Below are 17,776 nucleotides of genomic sequence, written 5' to 3'. Positions count from 1 at the left end.
CGGAGATCCAAGGTGAGGCGCATTTTCAACCAGGGAGCGACCCCGACACCCTCAACGAACGCGGATCAGATGACGCAGTCTGCAAGTTATGCTTCCCATATGCCGTCAGCGCGAATTGTGCGGTCCAGGTCGCGCGCCGGTGAGTCCGGAAATTGGCATGAATTTACGTCCAGCAAGGAGAGCAATGCGCAGGGCGGCTGGGTGTCGGACGGCTACAGGACCAGCCATTGCGCGCCCGGCTACGGCCTACATTACAACAAAACGCACAGTTCCGGCTATTATGGCGCGCTTTGGGAGAACATCGAAAAGCCCCTGATCCTCGATGTTCTTCGCCCCTTGAGCGGAGCGAGCCGAAACTGCCTCGATTTCGCATGCGGAACAGGTCGCATCGCCGAGGTAGCCGCCGGCCTCTTCAGCGAGGTGGTTGGCGCCGACGTTTCCAGAACTATGCTCGACAGCGCTCAAGTACCGCCCAATGTGAGTTTGCGTCACGTCGACGTGACAAGGGAGCAGTTGGGTATGACGTTCGATGTGGTAACTGCATTTCGTTTTTTCCTGAACGCAGAGGATGAACTGAAATGGCATGCACTGAAAGCGATCAATGAGCACCTGAAAGATGGCGGGCGGCTTGTGTGCAACGTTCACATGAATGCGACGTCGCCCGTCGGCCTGGCGTGCCGGCTGCTCAATCGAGTGTCTGGACGCACAATTCGCCACACGCTGAGCGCAGCGAGGTTCAAGGCCCTCCTGACTGCCTCGGGATTCACCGTCGAGCAGACGATACCGTACGGTTACCTGCCTCGGCCGGGAAACCTGTTGCCAGGGTTCTGTGAAATGATGATGCAGCCTGTCGAGCAGGCCTGCAGAAGGCTTTGCGTTCCTGGCCAGTTGGCGCAACACTTCCTGGTTGTTGCGAGGAAGCGCTAAAGCGCGAAAATGCCCCGAAAAAGGGCAGGGGGTGGTTTTCTTGGGCCGCTCCGCCCGGCATGAAGCCCCGCCCAAATACCATGGAACGGCAGTTTTCCCCCGATTTAACATGTGGGTTCCGGGTTTCTGAGGGCAGCGCCACGATTTTGCTACATTTTGACTAAAGTCCAAGCATGTTAGTGGGGCGTAATATTAGAAGGCTAAGGGGATACGCTCCTGAACAGCAAGAGATTGTCGGTGCCCAGTGGGGCCAGTGAGCTTGCGCAACGATCTCTCACGGGAGGTCGAAACCTATGAACCCTGGTGGAAGGAGTTCGTCGGATTTGCGAGGCGCAATGCTTGGGACCGTGCCTGGCCTGGTAGGCGTCGGCATCTTCTCGGCAGTCATAAACCTTCTCGCCCTGACCGGCTCGGTCTATATGCTGCAAATTTACGATCGCGTTTTACCTTCGCAGAGCGTTCCGACGCTTGTCGGGTTCACCATCGGAATGCTGGGTCTTTACGCTGTCTACGGGCTGCTGGATTTCGTGCGGCTGCGCCTGCTGGTTCGAGTGGGCAATCGTGTCCATAGGAATTTGAAGCAGAGGGTGTTCGGCCTCTCGCTGTCCTTGCCGCTCATTGGCGGGCAGGATGCGAACCGGATACAGCCCCTCCGTGATCTCGATCAGCTACGCGGCTTCCTTTCCGGAATGGGGCCGACTGTTATATTCGACGCTCCGTGGATTCCATTTTACCTGCTGATCATCTATTTCCTGCATCCTGCGCTCGGTCTGTTGTCCACAAGCGGTGCGATCATTGTCGTGCTGCTCACGGTCATGGCGGAAGTTCTTGGCCGCACATCGGTGACACGCGCGTCCGAGACGCTGGTGTCGCAACGCAATCTCGCCGAATCCGGACGCCGCAACGCGGAGGTCGTACGTGCGATGGGCCTTTCCGCACGGCTTGCCCACCGCTGGGGCGAGATCAATAACGCATATCTGAGGCACCAAGAGAGGCTTTCCGACGTCGTCGGCGCCACCGGGGCACTCTCTAGGGCACTGCGTTTGGCCTTGCAGTCCTGCGTTCTTGGACTGGGTGCCTACCTGGTGATAGGAGGCGAAGCCTCGCCAGGCGTGATCATCGCATCCTCCATCTTGCTGGGTCGCTCATTGGCTCCTGTTGACGCCGCTATCGCGAACTGGCGAGGCTTCGCCGCGTTCCGGCAAAGCTATTCGCAACTGGCAACGGCCCTGGCCGCTTTTCCTGACCGGGACGAACATATGGAACTTCCGCGCCCCCAAGCGGAGCTTGCGGTCGAGGACCTGACCATAGCGCCACCGGGCCAGCAAAAACCGACGGTAGCCAATGTCAGCTTCCGCCTGGCTGCAGGGACGGGAATGGCCGTTGTCGGCCCGAGCGGTTCTGGCAAAAGCACGCTTGTGCGCGCGCTGGTGGGCGTCTGGCAGCCACTTCGCGGCACGGTGAGGCTGGACGACGCCTCGCTTGACCAATGGGACCAAGAACGTCTTGGCGCACATATTGGCTACCTGCCCCAGGACGTCGAACTGTTTGATGGAACGGTTGCCGATAACATTTCGCGATTTGGCGGGAAGGGCGACGCCAAGGGCGTGCTGGCAGCTGCCAAGGCAGCGGGCGTCGACAAAATGATCCTGCGATTGCCGAACGGTTTTCAAACTCGCATGGGCGAGGGAGGAACAGCGTTGTCGGCTGGACAGCGGCAACTCGTAGGGCTTGCCAGGGCACTTTACGGCGATCCGTTTCTCGTCGTTCTGGACGAGCCGAATTCAAATCTGGACGTCGATGGCGATACCGCCTTGGCCGGCGCGATCCTGGCAGTGCGCAGACGTGGAGGCATCGTCATCGTAGTTGCGCACCGTCCTTCTGCCCTTACCAATATCGACAGGGTACTCGTAATGTCCAATGGGATGCTTCACGCCTTCGGCTCACGCGAGGAGGTCCTGGCCAACGTCATCCGCCCCTTTGCTGCGCCTGTTGAACGCCCGGCAGCGGCCGTCGCGATGCACAAAGGGGTGAGCGGTCATGCATGAGGGATATTTTTTTGTCTGAGGCGACGATGGCTCCATCGGCCCCGATCGGCAATGGGAGCCGGCGCAACGCGATTTCGGGTACGCACGATGGAATCGGGGCCAACCTGATCCTGGGTGCGGCGGTCACGGTTATGTTGCTTGCCGGCGGCGGGCTCTGGCTCGGTCTGACCAAGATTGCTGGCGCGGTAATTGCGCCGGCGACCGTGGTGGTCGAGAGCAACATAAAGAAGGTGCAGCATCTGACGGGCGGCACGATAGGTGGCATCTTCGCGCAAGACGGGGATCATGTACGGGCCGGCGATGTGATGGCACGGTTGGACGACACACTGACACGGGCCAATCTGCAGATAATTAGCAAGGATCTTGATCGGGCAACGGTTCGGCTTGTGCGGCTGGAGGCAGAGCGGCAAGGCCTGTCGGAGATGCAGCTTCCGTTCAGCCTTCAAGCGCGAATGGGCGAGCCGGAACTGGCTGCCTTGGTGAACGGTGAGCGCACGCTGTTCGAAAGCCGCACTACGGCCCTCAACGGGCAGAAGGCACAGTTGCAAAGCCGCTCAAAGCAACTCGAACGCCAAGTTGAGGGCCTCAAGGCGCAACAGACCGCGGAAGAACAATCCGTGGTCCTGCTGGATGGCGATCTTGTCGATGTACAGGCGCTTTTTACAAAGAAGCTGGTGTCCAAAGAGCGACTTAGCAACATCAGACTGGATGCCACCCGGGCGCACGGAGAATCAGGGCGCCTCGCGGCGGCGGTTGCCGAGGCGCAGGCCAGGATCAGCGAGACCGAACTGCAGATACTTCAGCTCGATGAACAAAGGCGTAGTGACGTAACGAGCGAACTTCGTGAAACGGAAGCCAAGCAGACCGAACTCAGCGAGCGCAAGGTTGTGGCACAGGACGAACTGGCCAAAACCACCATCCGCGCTCCGCAATCGGGAACGGTACAGGAATCTTCCATTCACACGATCGGCGGCGTGATTGCCGCGGGCGAAGTTCTGATGATGATCGTCCCTGACACCGGCAACCTTGTGGTCGACGCGCTGATTGCGCCGTCGCGCATAGATGACGTTCGTCCAGGTCAGCGGGTCTCGATCCGGTTTCCGGCTTTCGACGCCGGCACCACGCCTGCCTGCCAAGGGTCTGTCAAGCGCATCTCGGCGGACCTGATAAAAGATCAACAGCGCCAGCTTTCTTATTTCTCGGCGCGCATCAATGTCGAAGACAAGTCCACCTGTCTGACCAATGCCAAAGTGCTCAAACCCGGTATGCCAGCGGAGGTTCACATAAGTACGGACGAACACAGCGTCTGGTCTTATCTGCTGAAGCCGCTTACCGACCAGATGTCGAGGGCTTTCCGGCAATGACATGGCGGCTGTGAGCGGTCGACCGCGGGAACACGGCAGGCGTGCTTGCTGACATATTGGGGTAGGCAACGTGATGCCGACAGGGGTGACGCCTGCGGCCGACGCGCGAGGCTCGTCCGGGACATTGTCCCGGCTACAAGGATGCCCCAACAGGATTTTCCTGGCCGCCTCACCAAGTCCTGCCCGACAACAGCGTTAGTGTCCTGTCATCTTTTGCGCAACAAACAGCGCATACCGTTCCACGATCATCGACATGGGCAATTGCCTCACGAGGAGAGGTTCTTTGCTCCTACAACGCGGCGAGGGCCCTGCGGCGGCCACGGCGTGCGGCATGCACCGTTCGGTCTGCAGTCACCGCTACATTTGCCACGTCAGATGTATGCGGCAAGGCGTTCGCGCTTCCGTGCGACCTCTTGTAGGGCAGCAATTCCCTGACCCGAGCATTGACCGAGGCAATTTCGACCCGCAAGTCCTCGCATTCCTGCCGTCTCACATCGAGTTCAATCTGATCGGACGCCTGCTGCATGGACAGCTGTGCAAAATCTGCGGCGATCTTGGAAAGGTTCACCTTGTTGGTTTCGGCCTCCTCGGTGAGTGCGGCCAACCTTTCGTCGGTCACCTGTTTTTCCGCCAGGGCGTCGCTCCATTGTAGCTGGAGCCTGGCGATCTCGGCCGCGGCCTCGGTGTTTGCGATTGAGGCGAGTTCGAAGCGCGATTGGAGACTTTGAATTTCTGAGCGCAATCCTCGGTTCTCAGCCTGGCAGCGTTTAAGCTCGCCATCCATGTCCGCCTGCATAATCCTGGCTGCTTCGGTCACCTCCCATAGCTTCGCCTGCGCAACCTCGAGTGAGGTGTGCAATTTGATTGCCTCTTTTTCGCTCTTGCCGAGCGCACTCAGCATTTCGGAATTTCGCGCAGCTTCGTTGGCATGGATCGTCGAGAAGGCATCCAGCCTATGCCGTGCCTCTTCCTCCCGCTTCATGGCCTTTTCCAGGTCAATAGACAGGCTCACATTCTTTTCACGCAGCTGTTTGTTCTCTCGGGAGCGCCTGTCGGCCTCGACATTTGCGGCGGCAAGCATGTTCGTGAGGTCGCCAAATTCCGCTTCGTTCTTTGTGGTGGTGTTCGCCGCTTCGACCAGCTCCAGCCTTGCCGCGGCCAACGCGCCACGGAGCACTTCACACTCCTGAACAAGGCTTGCCTGGCGCTGCTGCAATGTCTCGATGGTGCCTTGACGCTCACAGTACCGTCTGTTCAGGTCATTGAGTGTTTCCGACAAGTTCCTTTGATCTGCGATCAGATTTTGATTCGCCAGCTCCAGTTCGTTCGCACGGAGAATGTCCGCGTGAAGGATGTGAAAAAACTCGAACGTCAGTTGACATGTGCCTGTAATTTCGGAGATTTTTGCGTTGATCTCCTCGAAATGGAGCTTGGCATCGTGGAACAAGCCGTTGAACGAGCTCACGGCAGCAATTCGGCTCTGCGTGTGTGAGGTCAGCCGATGCGCTGGTATCGGCGAGCTATCATCGTCGTCGCCGGCACCGCCCTCACTCCGTACGCTGTCATCCTGTTCGTTGTTGTCGCCTGCCATGTTTGGCACGTCGGCGACATCCTCCAAATCGAGGCACTGGTCGACAGCGTTAGCCAAGTCAGCTTCGAGATCGTCGAACGACCTCTCCACATTGTCCTCGGCGCGTCTGATCAAATCCCTGAACTTCATGACTTCATCCCCTGCAGCCGCATGCCCGGAACCATTGAGGCACGAGGACTGAGATGCTTTTGTATCGAGAGCTCAACTCAGCGTCTTCGTTCAATCAAACGATGCCAGGGCGCCGGCGTCACGAGGAGCCGAGAGCTGCGATTGGAAGGCCCTACATCGGTCTAGGTGCCTGCTGACTTATGCTTGAGGACTGCGCGACTCCCCTTCTTGCCATCGTCTTGGCGTCAATGGTGTGTTGCCTGGGCACATTAACGCTCAGGTGCGGAAGCCCCGACGAACGGCCCGGCACAGCCTCTTGTGGGGCGCATCAGGCGGCCGGGCCTAACCGGCGGTTGAGTGTTTTGGTTTGCCGGCTGACTCACCATGCGACCTTGGGGAGGCAAGCGCATCATTCGAACGAATTGGGGACCGGCCGCCTGGCCGCCCAATCACACTAAGCTTCCGTTGCCGGAGCTGGCGACGAGGTGCTTTGCCTTGAGCCTTGGTATCTACATACGAAGCGGCAATACGCGCCGGTGGAGCAGTGGTCCGACCCGTCAAACAATCGCTGCAAAATGCACGACAGAAAATATCCGAGTACATTCTCAGTGCAGCGGTAGGAGATCGAACGCGGGCGATCTTGCTGAATTCCCCAAACAATCCCGGCGGATATGAGTTCGGCAGGGACGATCTGGAAACAATTGCCACATTTGCCGAGCGGCACAATCTATGGATCATCAGCGATGAGGTTTACCGCAGCACAATATTCAACGGCGAGTTCCTCTCAACAGCATCTGCAGGCTAGGATGGACGCTTGGGCCGGTCTTGGCATCAGTTTGGAAAATCTTGCGCAATGCATGCTTTTCGGATCGCCGACCTGTATTCAGGATGCCGCAGCGGTGGCTCTCGATGAGGCGGTGACGAAGAGATGCGGTTTTCTCAAGCGAACTGAAGCGCAGACGTGATCTGATGTGCGCGATCGCACACGAAAGTTCTGCTTCTTCTCTTTTTTCGTTCCGACGACAGGAGCAGCCGGCAGCCTTCGGACGCCCTTCTGCCGTTGATGTTGACCATTGCTGTGCGGATGTTCGCCGGGATATCCGTGAACCTTATCGTCCGCTGCGGCGCTCAATTTGCTTGGGGTTCTTGGAACCGTTCCGAACTTTCTCCTTGCGCCTCCGATCGAGTTGCGCGTGCTCATGCGGGGCGCTGAGGTGTCTCGATCCGCAGTGGCGCGGCCATTATGCGACGAAGCCGATCAGCTTAGTTGAAATTTGTCCCCAGCGGACGGGAACGACGCTTGGCCATGTTAGTTGATGTGAATGGAGCAGCTAAGAAAAGATCTGGCATTGCTTACGCGACCGGGCTTCTGGATAGCTTTCGGCATTTTGTTGCTGCTTTACGGGATTCAGGTCTTTTTTCTAATTCGGGCATGCCAATGCCTTTAGCCTGGAACATCGATCCCCCTAGCTGGAACGCGGTCTGTCCATCTCCCGGCGGCTGCGGCGATAGCGTTGATCAACGATATATTCATTTATAAGCCTGCTATTCCCGGGGATGCCGAGGTTGGCAGCGCCTGCATCGTTGATTACGCACGTGGCGCTCCCCTCAAGATAGGTGGTTACCATTCTCGCGCTGCCGGTGAGCATTGGAGTCCGCACTGTGTTGGACGTGCGCTCATGCGTCGGGAAATTTCTTATAGACAGGGGAGGGTCTGTCAGGCTGGAAAATCACAAGCTGCCCCGCGAATGAGGAAGGAAGAAAGGTGCAAGACCAGATCGATTTCTTCCGGGCAACTCGGTCCTCGCATCATCGCCGATCAGCGGCCGTACCGTCGAGAACCAAAATGCGCACGATCTCAGCCGGTCGGCTTCGACCAAAACATGCGGACTACCGGACGGGGACAGTCGGTGCCGCGTCCCGTCCTGTGGCCGGCGCTATGCTGACGCTCCTACGGTATCCCGTTCACCGCCCGCGGCAGGAGGGCGAATTTCCTCCGTCCTGCGGGGGACAACCGTCCACTGTTGCGGCCGCACGCAGGACTGCGGCTTATACGCCGTTCTTCCTTTGAGCGGCGTCCAGTTCGCAGGGCTAAATCACCATTGGTATGCAGACGAGCCTCTCGGCGTCTGGACAGAGATCAATTGCGCTTTGCACCAGGGTTCCTGGATCGTAAGCTCCAAACACGCTGCAGTCGCCTGATATGGTCCACTACGTTGGCCGGCTCATACGGCTTCGCAAGGTGCGGGCCTTCCTGACAAAGGTCGCCCGCCGCGATCGCAGTTCGTTCTACTGCGGCAGAAAGCACTATTTTGACCTCGGGCTTGTTCTCGCGAACCCACTTCGACAGTTGGAACCCGTTCATGTTGCCCGGCAGGTCGACGTCACACAAGACGGTGTCCACACCGAACTCCGCATAGTTCAACGCTTGTTGCGCCTCACGTGCGAAATGGGCCTCAATCACCCTGTAGCCACAGTGGCGGAGATAGTCCGCGATGACGCATCGGGCGATGACGTCGCCGTCAACCACGAGGATCGTTTGGCTCTGTTGGTTCGGGGCTTCCATTGACGGAGAACGGTCAGCAACCGGCAGGGTTCCACGCATCATGACCTGCGCGGGATGCCGACCGAAGATCGCGGCGAGATCCTGCACGAAATGATCCCTGCCGGCGGGCGCATTCAATTCAGCGGAGCGATGCCGCACTGGTGACGCCGTTTGCCACCTGGTCGACGAGACGGGCTAGAAGGCATGGTCTCGAAGCTCAAGGGCAGTCCATATCGCAGCGGCAAACGAGCGCTTGGCGCAAGATCAAGTGCTTTGAGGAAAAGGAAATGCAAATCATCGGTGCACAGCGCGAGCGCGGCAAAGCTACCCAGGGATCATGGCTGAAAAGGGCCTCTACAAAGGCGGCGCACTCGTCAACTTCAATGCCGATGAGCGGCAAGCGCTTTGGGATCGTGTCCAGGGCAAGGTTGGCGGCCCGGTCCCGAAGGGACATAAGAAGGAAAAGGCCGAGTGGCTGAAGCCCGGACTGGTTGGCTGGGTCGAGACCCTCAAAGGCGAAGAGAAGCTGCGGCACGCAAGGCTGCTGGATTTCCGGGAGGATGATGCAAATGGCCATGCCTAAGAAAGATCAGGAACGCGCCACCTACGCCTGGATGTACGGCGCCNACTGCGACTACGGCCACCTTGCTGAAGTGGCAGAAGTCCATGGAGGAACGCGCCACGTTTCGCCAGAACATGGATCAATCGCGCAGGGCGATTCAAGCCTCACGCGATCTGCTGAAGCGCCTTCGCCAACGTCATCGCGACGACATGGCGGAAAGTTCGGAAAATGCCAACCCGTCTACTGTGCCGATATCGCAACGCGCCGGCAGCTAGCGGGAGGCGACCAGAGCCGATGTGATNATGCCAACCCGTCTACTGTGCCGATATCGCAACGCGCCGGCAGCTAGCGGGAGGCGACCAGAGCCGATGTGATGGGGAAAGTTTCACTGGCCGTTACTTGGGTGGGCAGGCAAGTTAAACTTTGTCAACCAGCGACTTTTTTCGCCCGCGTGGAAGCGCCACATGTCTTTCGACAAGGCGCACGTGCTCGGCCTCGACAGTCACCAATGGCCGGAGGCTGACGGTTACCTTGTCCCCGTCGATGCGTGTGACAGGGCCGATCAATTCNGACAGTCACCAATGGCCGGAGGCTGACGGTTACCTTGTCCCCGTCGATGCGTGTGACAGGGCCGATCAATTCCATATGCTGGCCAATCACAGTCTTCCAAGTCGAATCGACAACAGAATGCGGGAAGTCGTAGGAGGGGATCGTCACGCTTATGCGATCGGGCGTCACCCGGCCGCGCACAATCGCCGTGACTGCGACCTCGTCGCCAACTTTGATACTTCCCCGAGCGATGCCCAAGACTTTGGAGTAGCCGGCGCCGGCGTCAAGATGAGGGGGAGCTAGTAAAACTCCTCCGCGCCGCGATTGTGACGCGGGGCGATCCGATCGCCGCCAGCGACTTAGCAGACCAATTGACGACAGCGGCCGAGAAGCCTGGCATCCCTGCCGACCAAATCAACGGCGAAATCGAAAGCGTCTTCGAACTGTGAGAGAGGGCCGGGGCTGTGGCCGGCTGGCTTGCGGTTAATATCGACCACAAGCTGAATGGACGAGGCGACGAGGTCATCAGCCTTGCTGGTTCCGACGTCGACGTGCTTGTGATCCCCACGGATGAAGAGAGAGCCGTGGGGATCCAGCTGCTATCTGTGCGCCCTCAAGCTTTGTCGCTCGTGCCCTGAGCGCCGAACCTGATGCTACTCGCGCGGCGGGTGTCTCGACCTGTCAGGAGTTCGGCGGCAGCAGCATGGTCCGATAGCCGGCCATCAAGGCGATCAAGGTTGCTGCAACCAGCGGCAACCAGAACTTGGTCGGTCCGGCAAATACTGCCAGCGATGCGCGGCGATGCCGTCAGCACCGTCAGGAACCAGACCTCCCACGGGTTGAAACCGCCCATGGGTCAATCGTCCGGTTTGGCAACAAGGGCCAAGATGATCGCTGCCGCAGCCGTGCGGCAAGACATTTGCGGCGGTGTTCCTCCGGCAACGACTTGTTTCAGCTAGTTGTGGAGGTGCGACAATTGAAATCCGGGCTGGCGTTCGACGCCGGATAACAGCGATTCCGCCGATCGGAACATGTCCTCGAATTCCAACTCGTTTTCAAACACCACGCCGCCGACGCTGATGGTCAGCGTGTCCGCGGTTCCTTTTGGCGCGAAATAGGCTTGGGCCACGCGCGCCCGGATACGGTCGCCGATCTCCCTGGCGTCGTCTTCTGTCGCACCGGGCAGAAAGACCCCGAACATGGAGGTTCCGATCCGGCCCACCAGATCTTCCTTGCGTACCGATGACTGGATGGTCGAGGCTATGAGCCGCAAGGCTTCGTCACCCCAGCCAAGGCCGAAGCGCAGATTGATGGACCTGATGTGTTCGGGATGAATGACCAGGAAGGCGCCAGATCTTGGACCAGACGATTCCGGCCTGGTTGCTCTCCTTTCGACCATCGACGTGAAGACTGTCCGGTTGAGGCAGCCTGTCAGGCTGTCAAAGGTCGCCGACTTGTTGAGTTCTCTTCGATAACGGACGAGCTCGGTCCGCTGCAGGCCAATGAACAGCAAAAGCGGGCCACCGACGATGACCGGCAACAGGATCGCTGTGACCATGCTGCGGCCGAACGGCGTCAAGGCTTCCGAGAACAGAAGCAGATAATTTAGGCCAACCGAGAGGAGCAGAATTCCCGCCGATCCCAGGGCAGTCAGCCATGCGATATCTTTCCATTGCCGGGGCGAGCTATTCGCCATTGGTGTCATCATTAGCCAATCTCCCGCCTGATCGGCTGTCATAAGGCCAAGGTGCTGCACTTTCAGTTTCGAGGAAACATACAATTTTAGTAATGGCGCAATCACCTACCATCGGCCCGAAATCAGGCCTTCAAAAGCAAGGCTACGGCGGTAAAAGCGACGACACCGAATTATCGGCTATTGCGGCGGGCCGAATATCCCCATCTGCGCGTCTCTGGCCACTGCCTCCGCCTTGCCGTAGATGCCACTCGCCAGGGCCGTCGCCCAGCCATTGGAAACAAGCCACGCGCCGACATCCTGCTTGCCCAAGCTGCACGGTGCTCCAATGGCAAAACGATCGATTTCCGGCGGCACGACGCATTTCAGCGCCCGGCCGCGCAGCCAGGACTTGAACGTCGCGCGCGCACGCTGGCCGCAAGGCCAGGCGATGCCACGAAAGGAACAGGTCTCATCCAGGTCAATGCCTTGGATCCCGCTGATGGCTACCTTGCGCCCCATCGATTCGAAGGTTGCCGACGAGGTGGCAACCGGTTGGTACAGCAGGACCTCTTTCCAATCCTTTGGCATCCGCATCCCTGCAGGCGAAGCCAGACCAAGGTCGCTGAGCGGCGGGCGCGGCTCGACCCGTTCGATTTGCGCCGGATCAAGCTGTGGCGGCGCGATAAGGTCCTGAGCAATCTTGCGTGCCCGTCCTCGCCATGGCGTATTGGCGGCGGTCGCAATTGGTCGCAGTGGCTGGCTATCGTCGATGGATTGACGCGACGCTGGTATCGGCCGATCGATGGGAAGCAGATCGGCGGCCCGCATGATCAACAAGACCCCGGCCAGGAGGAGCAGGCTTCCGAGCGCTATCAAGCGATTGTGCCTCAGCCAGCCCATCAACTCAAGCAAGGTTCCTTGCCCCTCAATACCCCGATGTCGATTTGGCGACCAGCTTGAGTGCACCCTTTTGAACCTGATAGAAGGGCATGGATCGCTCACTGGAGCCATCCGCCCGAAACCGGAACAGGCCGGTCGATCCGCGAAATCCGCTCCGATTCTCGAGCACCTGCTTGCTGAAGCCGTCAGGCCCGGCCGAACTTGCAATTCCTGCTGTCAGGGCGACCATATCATATGCGTAGGCGACATTGGCGTCGGCTGGATAATTGTAGGTCGTCTTGAAGCGGTCGGCGATCGGGCCGGTTTCGGTTGGGTCGAGCGTGGCGATGTAGGAGCCTTCAAACAGCGGCTCCATCGGATGTTCCAGCCAGCGGTTGGTTCCAACGACGGCAATTGCTTTTCCAGGAATGCCTTTCGTTTTGAGCGCCGCAAGGATCTGCGCCGGATTGTCGTCGCCGCTGGCGATGATGATGGCATCGGGAGCCTCGACCAGCGAGCCCATATCATTGACCACTTTGGTGCCGCCATCGCCGGCCGGATACGGAATGGTGACGGCGAGCGTCGCGCCATAGATGCTGAGGCTGTTGGCGACCCGCTTTTCAACCGCGCCGGCATTCGCTCCTGCCGCAACGAGCAACACGAACTTCTTGCTGCCTTTGGCCGCCAGGCCGGCTGCGCCCGCGGCCGCGCTGTCGGCCTCGTTGAGGCGGACCGCATAGACGCCTGGGCCGCCAGCGAAATTGTCGGCCAACGCCAGCACCGGCGGCCGCTTCGATCCCGACAGCTTGGCTATGTGCTGCGCGGCCGCGAGTTCGACCGGGCCGATGACGATCTTGGTTCCAGTGGTGATCGCCTTCACAGCCAATTCGCTGGCGTGCGCGCTGTCGCCCTGGGTGTCCTCGACCGTAACCGTGAGCAGTGCGCTGCCAAGGTCGGCCATTGCCAGCTTGGTCGCATCGAGCATCTTCCGGCCGTTTTCGCCGGCGTTGCCCGGGGCCGACAAAGGCAGCAGCATCGTGACCTTCGTCGACCCGGTGCCGAGCGATCGCGTGGCTTGGGCCGGGCTGGCAGCGGTGCCGGCGGCCGGCGCTCCGGGTGCGGCGATCGCCGCCTGGTCGAGCGCGTCCGAGACGCTGCCTTTCGACTGGCAGCCCGACACTATGCCCGCTAACGCAAAGACGATCGCCCACGTCCACGAACCGTGTCGCTGCCGGCCAGAATCCATGATGCCTCCCTCATATCCCGCCGGGTATTTGTCCCGGTCTCATCCGTTCATCTTACGGCAGACTTGCCTCGCCGTCTTTGCAATTGCTGGATTATGGCTCAGCCGTCGAAAAGTTTTGCCCGGAGCGCCTTGATCATTCTGGCTTGCCCGGCGCTTCGATAGTCCGCGCATTTCATGTATCGTGGGCCCGGCACGAACAGGCGGCGCACACAAATCCGCCTCGCCGGGGCAGGGGCACCATCGTCTCCTGCTGTCGGGAATGCGGAGAATCCGAACGTCGCCACCGGCAATGGCCCGGCCACCGCAAAACCTTCTCTCGCCAGGATTGCACGCGCACGCCGGCAGTAGCGGACCGAAAGTTCGGAGAACCGGGTTTCACCGTGCCCGGCACGATACTTCATGACGGTGGTGCAGAGATCGCCTGCGGCAAGGCTGTTTGCCTGCGCCAGATATCTGACGCCGAGCGCGATGTTGGTCGCCGGCGCGCCAAGCTCGTCGAGCGAGCCGCGAAAGCCGAGCATTCGCGCCGTTCCCGGCATCACCTGCATCAACCCGACCTCACCATCGGCGCCGTGCACATCGGGATCGAATCCGCTTTCGATCTCCATCACCGCGTGCGCCAGCACCGGCTCCAAGCCGTAGAGCGATGCCTGGCATGTCGCAAACGCCTTGAATGTCGCGCGCGTCCATTCGGAGGCGGCGTCGCAGCGAACCGGCCGCCTCAAGCCGAACGGTGCTGGTCTCTCCAGGCTAGGTCGTTCCAGCCAGTTGGCGCAGGCTTGAGTGGCAAGCTGGCCAAAACCGGTCAATGCGATCGCTCCGGCGATCGCCCTCGTCAATCGTCCGCCGACCATCGGGTCAGCCAACCGGCACTGCCGGATCCCTTCCGGTCAGTTCATGTACTCGACCATGCGGTCGTGGAAGCATTCGCACTTGTTGAGCGTGTCCTCGTCCTTGTAGTTCGTCTTGAGGTAGCCATAGGCCATGCCGCAGGCGACCTTGGCTTCCGATGCCCAGACGAAGGCAGGACGGGACGAATTGATCCATTCCGAGCTGTTGGCGACGGCCACCGACTCGTCCATCAGCTTCACCACCTCGGCCTTGAGATCGACGATGTTGTCGGTCAGCACCAGGTTCGATGTGCCGACGGTCCGGCAATAGTCGGCCACCGGCCCGTCGATGATGTCGGCGGCCTGAAGTCCTGTCACGCACATCGACAGCAGCCCGGCTCCGAAAGCCACTCGCAAAATTCTGTTCATGCTTCTCACCCCGTCCCTTTCGCCCTTGTCATTTGTTCTGCCGCATTTATGCGAACGCCAAATGTTCCCATTTGGCTGCAAAATGCTAGGCCACGTCCGTCTTGGTGCCGTGGCTGTCATCGTAGAGTATTTTGACCGCATCGGCGGCGCTGTGGAAGGTGTAGTTCTCCAGCACGGCGACCGTATGATAGTTGTCGCCGCCGCCGTCGGTATCGACCTTGACCTCGGCATTGGCCGCATTGGCCGAGGACTGCGCGATCTCCACGAAACCGTCGCCTACGAGATCGGTGACGCCGGCAAGGCCCTTGAGCAAGGAGGAAAGATCGATCTTGTCGCCATCGTGGAAGTCGGCGATCAGGTCGGCGACCTCCAGCGAGCCGATGGCAAAGGTCTTGCTGCCGTCGGAAGCGATGGCCGGCTGCGCCGGGGCGGCGAGCGAAGTGTCGAGCTCGACCTCGACGTAGTTGCCGGTCGTCCCGTCGGCCATCTGGAAGGTTCCATTGCCGGTCACGGTTTGCCCATCGATTTCGCCGACAGCGGATGTCGTTGTCGTGCTGATCGAAGTAATATCGTTATGGGCGAGGTTCGACAACTCCCCGGCGTCGCTTATGCCGTTGGCGTTGGCGTCTTTCCAGATCAGCAGGCTGTCGAATGCCGCGTCGCTGTGGTCGATGACGCCGTCATGGTTGCTGTCGAGCGAGGCAAGTGCCGCCGCGCCGCTGGCGAAGTGGCCGCCGCCGAAGCTCGGCGTGAACAGTTCAGTGCCGTCGTCGACCTTGCCATCATGGTTGAGGTCGATGGCCAGCATGCCGTCGTTCGACGTGTTCCAGGCGACCTGGTCCTTCGTTCCGTCGCCGTTGATGTCGAACTGGACACCGTGGTTGAGGTCGGAGAAGGCGAAGCCGTCATGGTTGAGGTCGAGGATGATGGGATCGACGGCACCATTCGTGATGAGGATATTGAGGTTGGCAATGGCGACGCCCGTCAGCTGAACCAATGTGCCACCGGCATTGGTGGTGGTCTGCTCATAGACATAGGTATTCCCGTTTCCAACGAAGGCCACGGTCGTGCCAGCGCCACCAATGTCGTTCGCCATCAGATATTGAACTGCTGCTGCCACGCCGCCTGCCGTGTTGAGGCTCAGCGCATTTGCGTAAGTGTTTGCGTCATCGAAAGTGATGATGCCATTTGCACTGATCGCGTCCGACTTGATCGTTTGCCCGGCGAACGTCAAGGCCGAGTCGGTGCCGTTGAACCCGGTGGTGGTGGCAGCTGCAATTGCGGCGACGCTGAAGTCGAGCTTGTCCGCTGTTCCGCCAACGCCCCAGTCGGTGATGGTGTCATAGCCTGAGATCGTGCCGGCATCAGCCGACCCACCGATGACCGGTGTCGAGTCGCCAGTTCCGATCACGAAAGTGTCGGCGCCGGTACCGCCCGTCAGCGTATCTTTGCCGAGGCCTCCAGTAAGCAGGTCATTGCCGGCGCCGCCGTCGATGAGATCGTTGCCTCCGCGGCCGACGATTATGTCGTTTCCGCCGTTGCCAGACAGAGTATCGCTGCCGGAGCCGCCATATATCTGATCTGCCAGCAGGGCGTTGCCGCTGACGGTTATGCCAGGATTTCCGGGGTCAAACACCTCCAAACCAAAGTTGAGCATCCGGGCCTGTTCGTTACCTGGGGTGATGTCATCGTATTGGATGTTCCAGGTTTCGCCAGCAGCGACAGGATTGAGAGCTATGTATTGGGCGAGCGTCTGCGACGGATTGGTCGTATTGATTATTGTATCGAAGTCGACGACGGTCTTCATCAATTGACCGTCGAACAGCCACGTATTCGCATTCCCGTCGGTCGTGGATACCGCCTGGAATTTGATTCCGTCTACGTAGATGTAAACATTGACTTGGGCTTCGAGATCGTTGCCGTTCTGATCTCCCGCCTGGATTGGAACGGAGTACCCGGACCGATGCTGGAAATCGGTTTGCAGAGTAATCGAGCCAGCGGACGGATCATTATTTACGGCATTCACGAATGATGCATTCAGAACAAAGTCTGCATCTGCGTCATTGCCAGACGTCAGCGGGCTGTTTTGACTACCCTGGATGTTGCCAGTTGGCCCCGGAACGCTGGTTGGCGGGACTTCGTGGATGCCGACCGTCTGGACAGTCGTGATGGTGCCATCCGAGACATTCAGCGAAAAGCTGGTGTTGACCGTATCGGTGACCGCTGCAGTTGGCCGGTAGACCAGATCAGCGAGTCGGTTGATGCTGGCGGACGGATTGTAGAGCACCGTGCCGGCTGTCAGGGCGACATAGCTCGAGCCGTTGTAGTAGAACACGCCGGTCGGGATCGTGCCCGTCGCGGTGACGATAAGGTTGTCTCCATCTGCATCCGTAGGGGTCGTGATCAGCAGAGGATACCCATTGGGATAGTTCGGCGTACCCGAAGTTTGCTGCGCCGGGTCGCTAGGCATCCAGTTTTCGGTGTTGGCGACAACAGGTGGGTCATTGGTGTTCACCGTCAGCGATACGGTGGCTGTCGAGGTGTCGCCGTCGCCATCCTTGATCGTATAGGTGAAGGAATCCCCGCCATTGTATCCGTTCGTCGGTGTGTAGGTGAATGTCCCATTATTGTTGTAGGTAACCGTGCCGTGCCCCGGCTGGGTGACAGTTACCTGACCGGCGACTGGAGCATTGTCCGTGTCGACGCCGTCGGCGCCAAACACGTCATTGGTCAAGAGACCGGTGAGGATTGTCGCGCCGGTGACGGTCAGGCCCCAGGTGTCATTGTTGGCGGTCGGCACGTCGTCGACGATATCGATGACGATCGCCGCCGGGGCTGACGAGGAGGTGCCGTCCGACACGGTGAGCGAGAAGGTCTCGGTCTCGGTGACGGCGGGAACGTCCGTGGTCGGACTGGTCAGCGTGTACTGGTAGGGCGCTACGCCGGTTACNACGTCGTCGAGGCCGTCGGGGTCCGATACCGTGAAGGTGCCGGTCGCCACCGTGCTGCCGTTGCCGGCCGCC

Annotated in this window: 16 protein-coding genes; 7 read left to right on the top strand and 9 right to left on the bottom strand. The window is 59.7% G+C overall.

Annotated features, from left to right (window positions below):
* The first annotated feature begins 69 nt into the window (after positions 1-69).
* From X756_RS154125 to X756_RS154135, 3 genes are all read left to right on the top strand, one after another.
* On the top strand, positions 70-927 hold the full coding sequence (locus tag X756_RS154125) for a class I SAM-dependent methyltransferase (protein WP_245264483.1): 858 nt from the start codon (positions 70-72) through the stop codon (positions 925-927).
* A 335-nt stretch (positions 928-1,262) separates the two neighbouring features.
* Positions 1,263-2,975 (top strand): type I secretion system permease/ATPase, encoded by a 1,713-nt coding sequence (locus X756_RS154130; protein ID WP_023729562.1) that lies wholly within the window; start codon positions 1,263-1,265, stop codon positions 2,973-2,975.
* Positions 2,976-3,001: 26 nt separating this feature from the next.
* Entirely contained in the window at positions 3,002-4,339 is a 1,338-nt protein-coding gene (locus tag X756_RS154135) for an HlyD family type I secretion periplasmic adaptor subunit (protein ID WP_023729561.1), read from the top strand.
* Between the two features lie 289 nt (positions 4,340-4,628).
* Here the strand turns inward: X756_RS154135 and X756_RS154140 are convergent, their stop codons facing one another.
* Positions 4,629-6,059, bottom strand: a complete 1,431-nt coding sequence (locus tag X756_RS154140; protein ID WP_023729560.1) for a hypothetical protein — start codon at positions 6,057-6,059, stop codon at positions 4,629-4,631.
* 523 nt (positions 6,060-6,582) lie between these two features.
* Between X756_RS154140 and X756_RS1000000167350 the strand changes: the two genes are divergently transcribed.
* Positions 6,583-6,843 (top strand): aminotransferase class I/II-fold pyridoxal phosphate-dependent enzyme, encoded by a 261-nt coding sequence (locus X756_RS1000000167350; protein WP_245264481.1) that lies wholly within the window; start codon positions 6,583-6,585, stop codon positions 6,841-6,843.
* Entirely contained in the window at positions 6,782-7,003 is a 222-nt protein-coding gene (locus X756_RS1000000169325; RefSeq protein ID WP_198020014.1) for a hypothetical protein, read from the top strand. The genes X756_RS1000000167350 and X756_RS1000000169325 overlap by 62 nt, the downstream gene beginning before the upstream one ends.
* Before the next feature lie 1,175 nt (positions 7,004-8,178).
* Here the strand turns inward: X756_RS1000000169325 and X756_RS154145 are convergent.
* Positions 8,179-8,691 (bottom strand): response regulator, encoded by a 513-nt coding sequence (locus X756_RS154145; protein WP_023753040.1) that lies wholly within the window; start codon positions 8,689-8,691, stop codon positions 8,179-8,181.
* Positions 8,692-8,920: 229 nt separating this feature from the next.
* On the opposite strand from X756_RS154145, the gene X756_RS1000000169805 reads away from it, so the two are divergent.
* On the top strand, positions 8,921-9,166 hold the full coding sequence (locus tag X756_RS1000000169805) for a hypothetical protein (RefSeq protein WP_023729558.1): 246 nt from the start codon (positions 8,921-8,923) through the stop codon (positions 9,164-9,166).
* Positions 9,167-9,249: 83 nt separating this feature from the next.
* Complete coding sequence (locus X756_RS154150; protein ID WP_023713094.1) at positions 9,250-9,420, top strand: hypothetical protein; 171 nt, start codon at positions 9,250-9,252, stop codon at positions 9,418-9,420.
* An 887-nt stretch (positions 9,421-10,307) separates the two neighbouring features.
* Here X756_RS154150 and X756_RS1000000169320 read toward each other — a convergent pair.
* The 7 genes from X756_RS1000000169320 to X756_RS1000000170380 all read right to left on the bottom strand — a co-directional run bounded on the left by X756_RS1000000169320 (position 10,308) and on the right by X756_RS1000000170380 (position 17,754).
* Complete coding sequence (locus X756_RS1000000169320; RefSeq protein WP_023696398.1) at positions 10,308-10,547, bottom strand: hypothetical protein; 240 nt, start codon at positions 10,545-10,547, stop codon at positions 10,308-10,310.
* A gap of 102 nt (positions 10,548-10,649) precedes the next feature.
* Complete coding sequence (locus X756_RS154155) at positions 10,650-11,402, bottom strand: GGDEF domain-containing protein (protein ID WP_023729554.1); 753 nt, start codon at positions 11,400-11,402, stop codon at positions 10,650-10,652.
* Between the two features lie 165 nt (positions 11,403-11,567).
* Complete coding sequence (locus X756_RS154160; RefSeq protein WP_245264480.1) at positions 11,568-12,281, bottom strand: thermonuclease family protein; 714 nt, start codon at positions 12,279-12,281, stop codon at positions 11,568-11,570.
* A 13-nt stretch (positions 12,282-12,294) separates the two neighbouring features.
* Positions 12,295-13,494 (bottom strand): ABC transporter substrate-binding protein, encoded by a 1,200-nt coding sequence (locus X756_RS154165; protein WP_023729552.1) that lies wholly within the window; start codon positions 13,492-13,494, stop codon positions 12,295-12,297.
* A 98-nt stretch (positions 13,495-13,592) separates the two neighbouring features.
* Positions 13,593-14,303, bottom strand: a complete 711-nt coding sequence (locus tag X756_RS154170) for a transglycosylase SLT domain-containing protein (protein ID WP_245264479.1) — start codon at positions 14,301-14,303, stop codon at positions 13,593-13,595.
* 81 nt (positions 14,304-14,384) lie between these two features.
* Positions 14,385-14,708 carry a hypothetical protein gene (locus tag X756_RS154175; RefSeq protein ID WP_198020013.1) on the bottom strand — a complete coding sequence of 108 codons (324 nt, stop codon included), beginning with the start codon at positions 14,706-14,708 and terminating at the stop codon, positions 14,385-14,387.
* A gap of 130 nt (positions 14,709-14,838) precedes the next feature.
* Complete coding sequence (locus X756_RS1000000170380; protein WP_198020011.1) at positions 14,839-17,754, bottom strand: Ig-like domain-containing protein; 2,916 nt, start codon at positions 17,752-17,754, stop codon at positions 14,839-14,841.
* Between the last annotated feature and the right edge of the window lie 22 nt (positions 17,755-17,776).

It is taken from the genome of Mesorhizobium sp. LNJC405B00 (assembly GCF_000502615.1).
Classification (GTDB): domain Bacteria; phylum Pseudomonadota; class Alphaproteobacteria; order Rhizobiales; family Rhizobiaceae; genus Mesorhizobium.
This window is presented reverse-complemented; position numbering and strand designations above follow the sequence as displayed.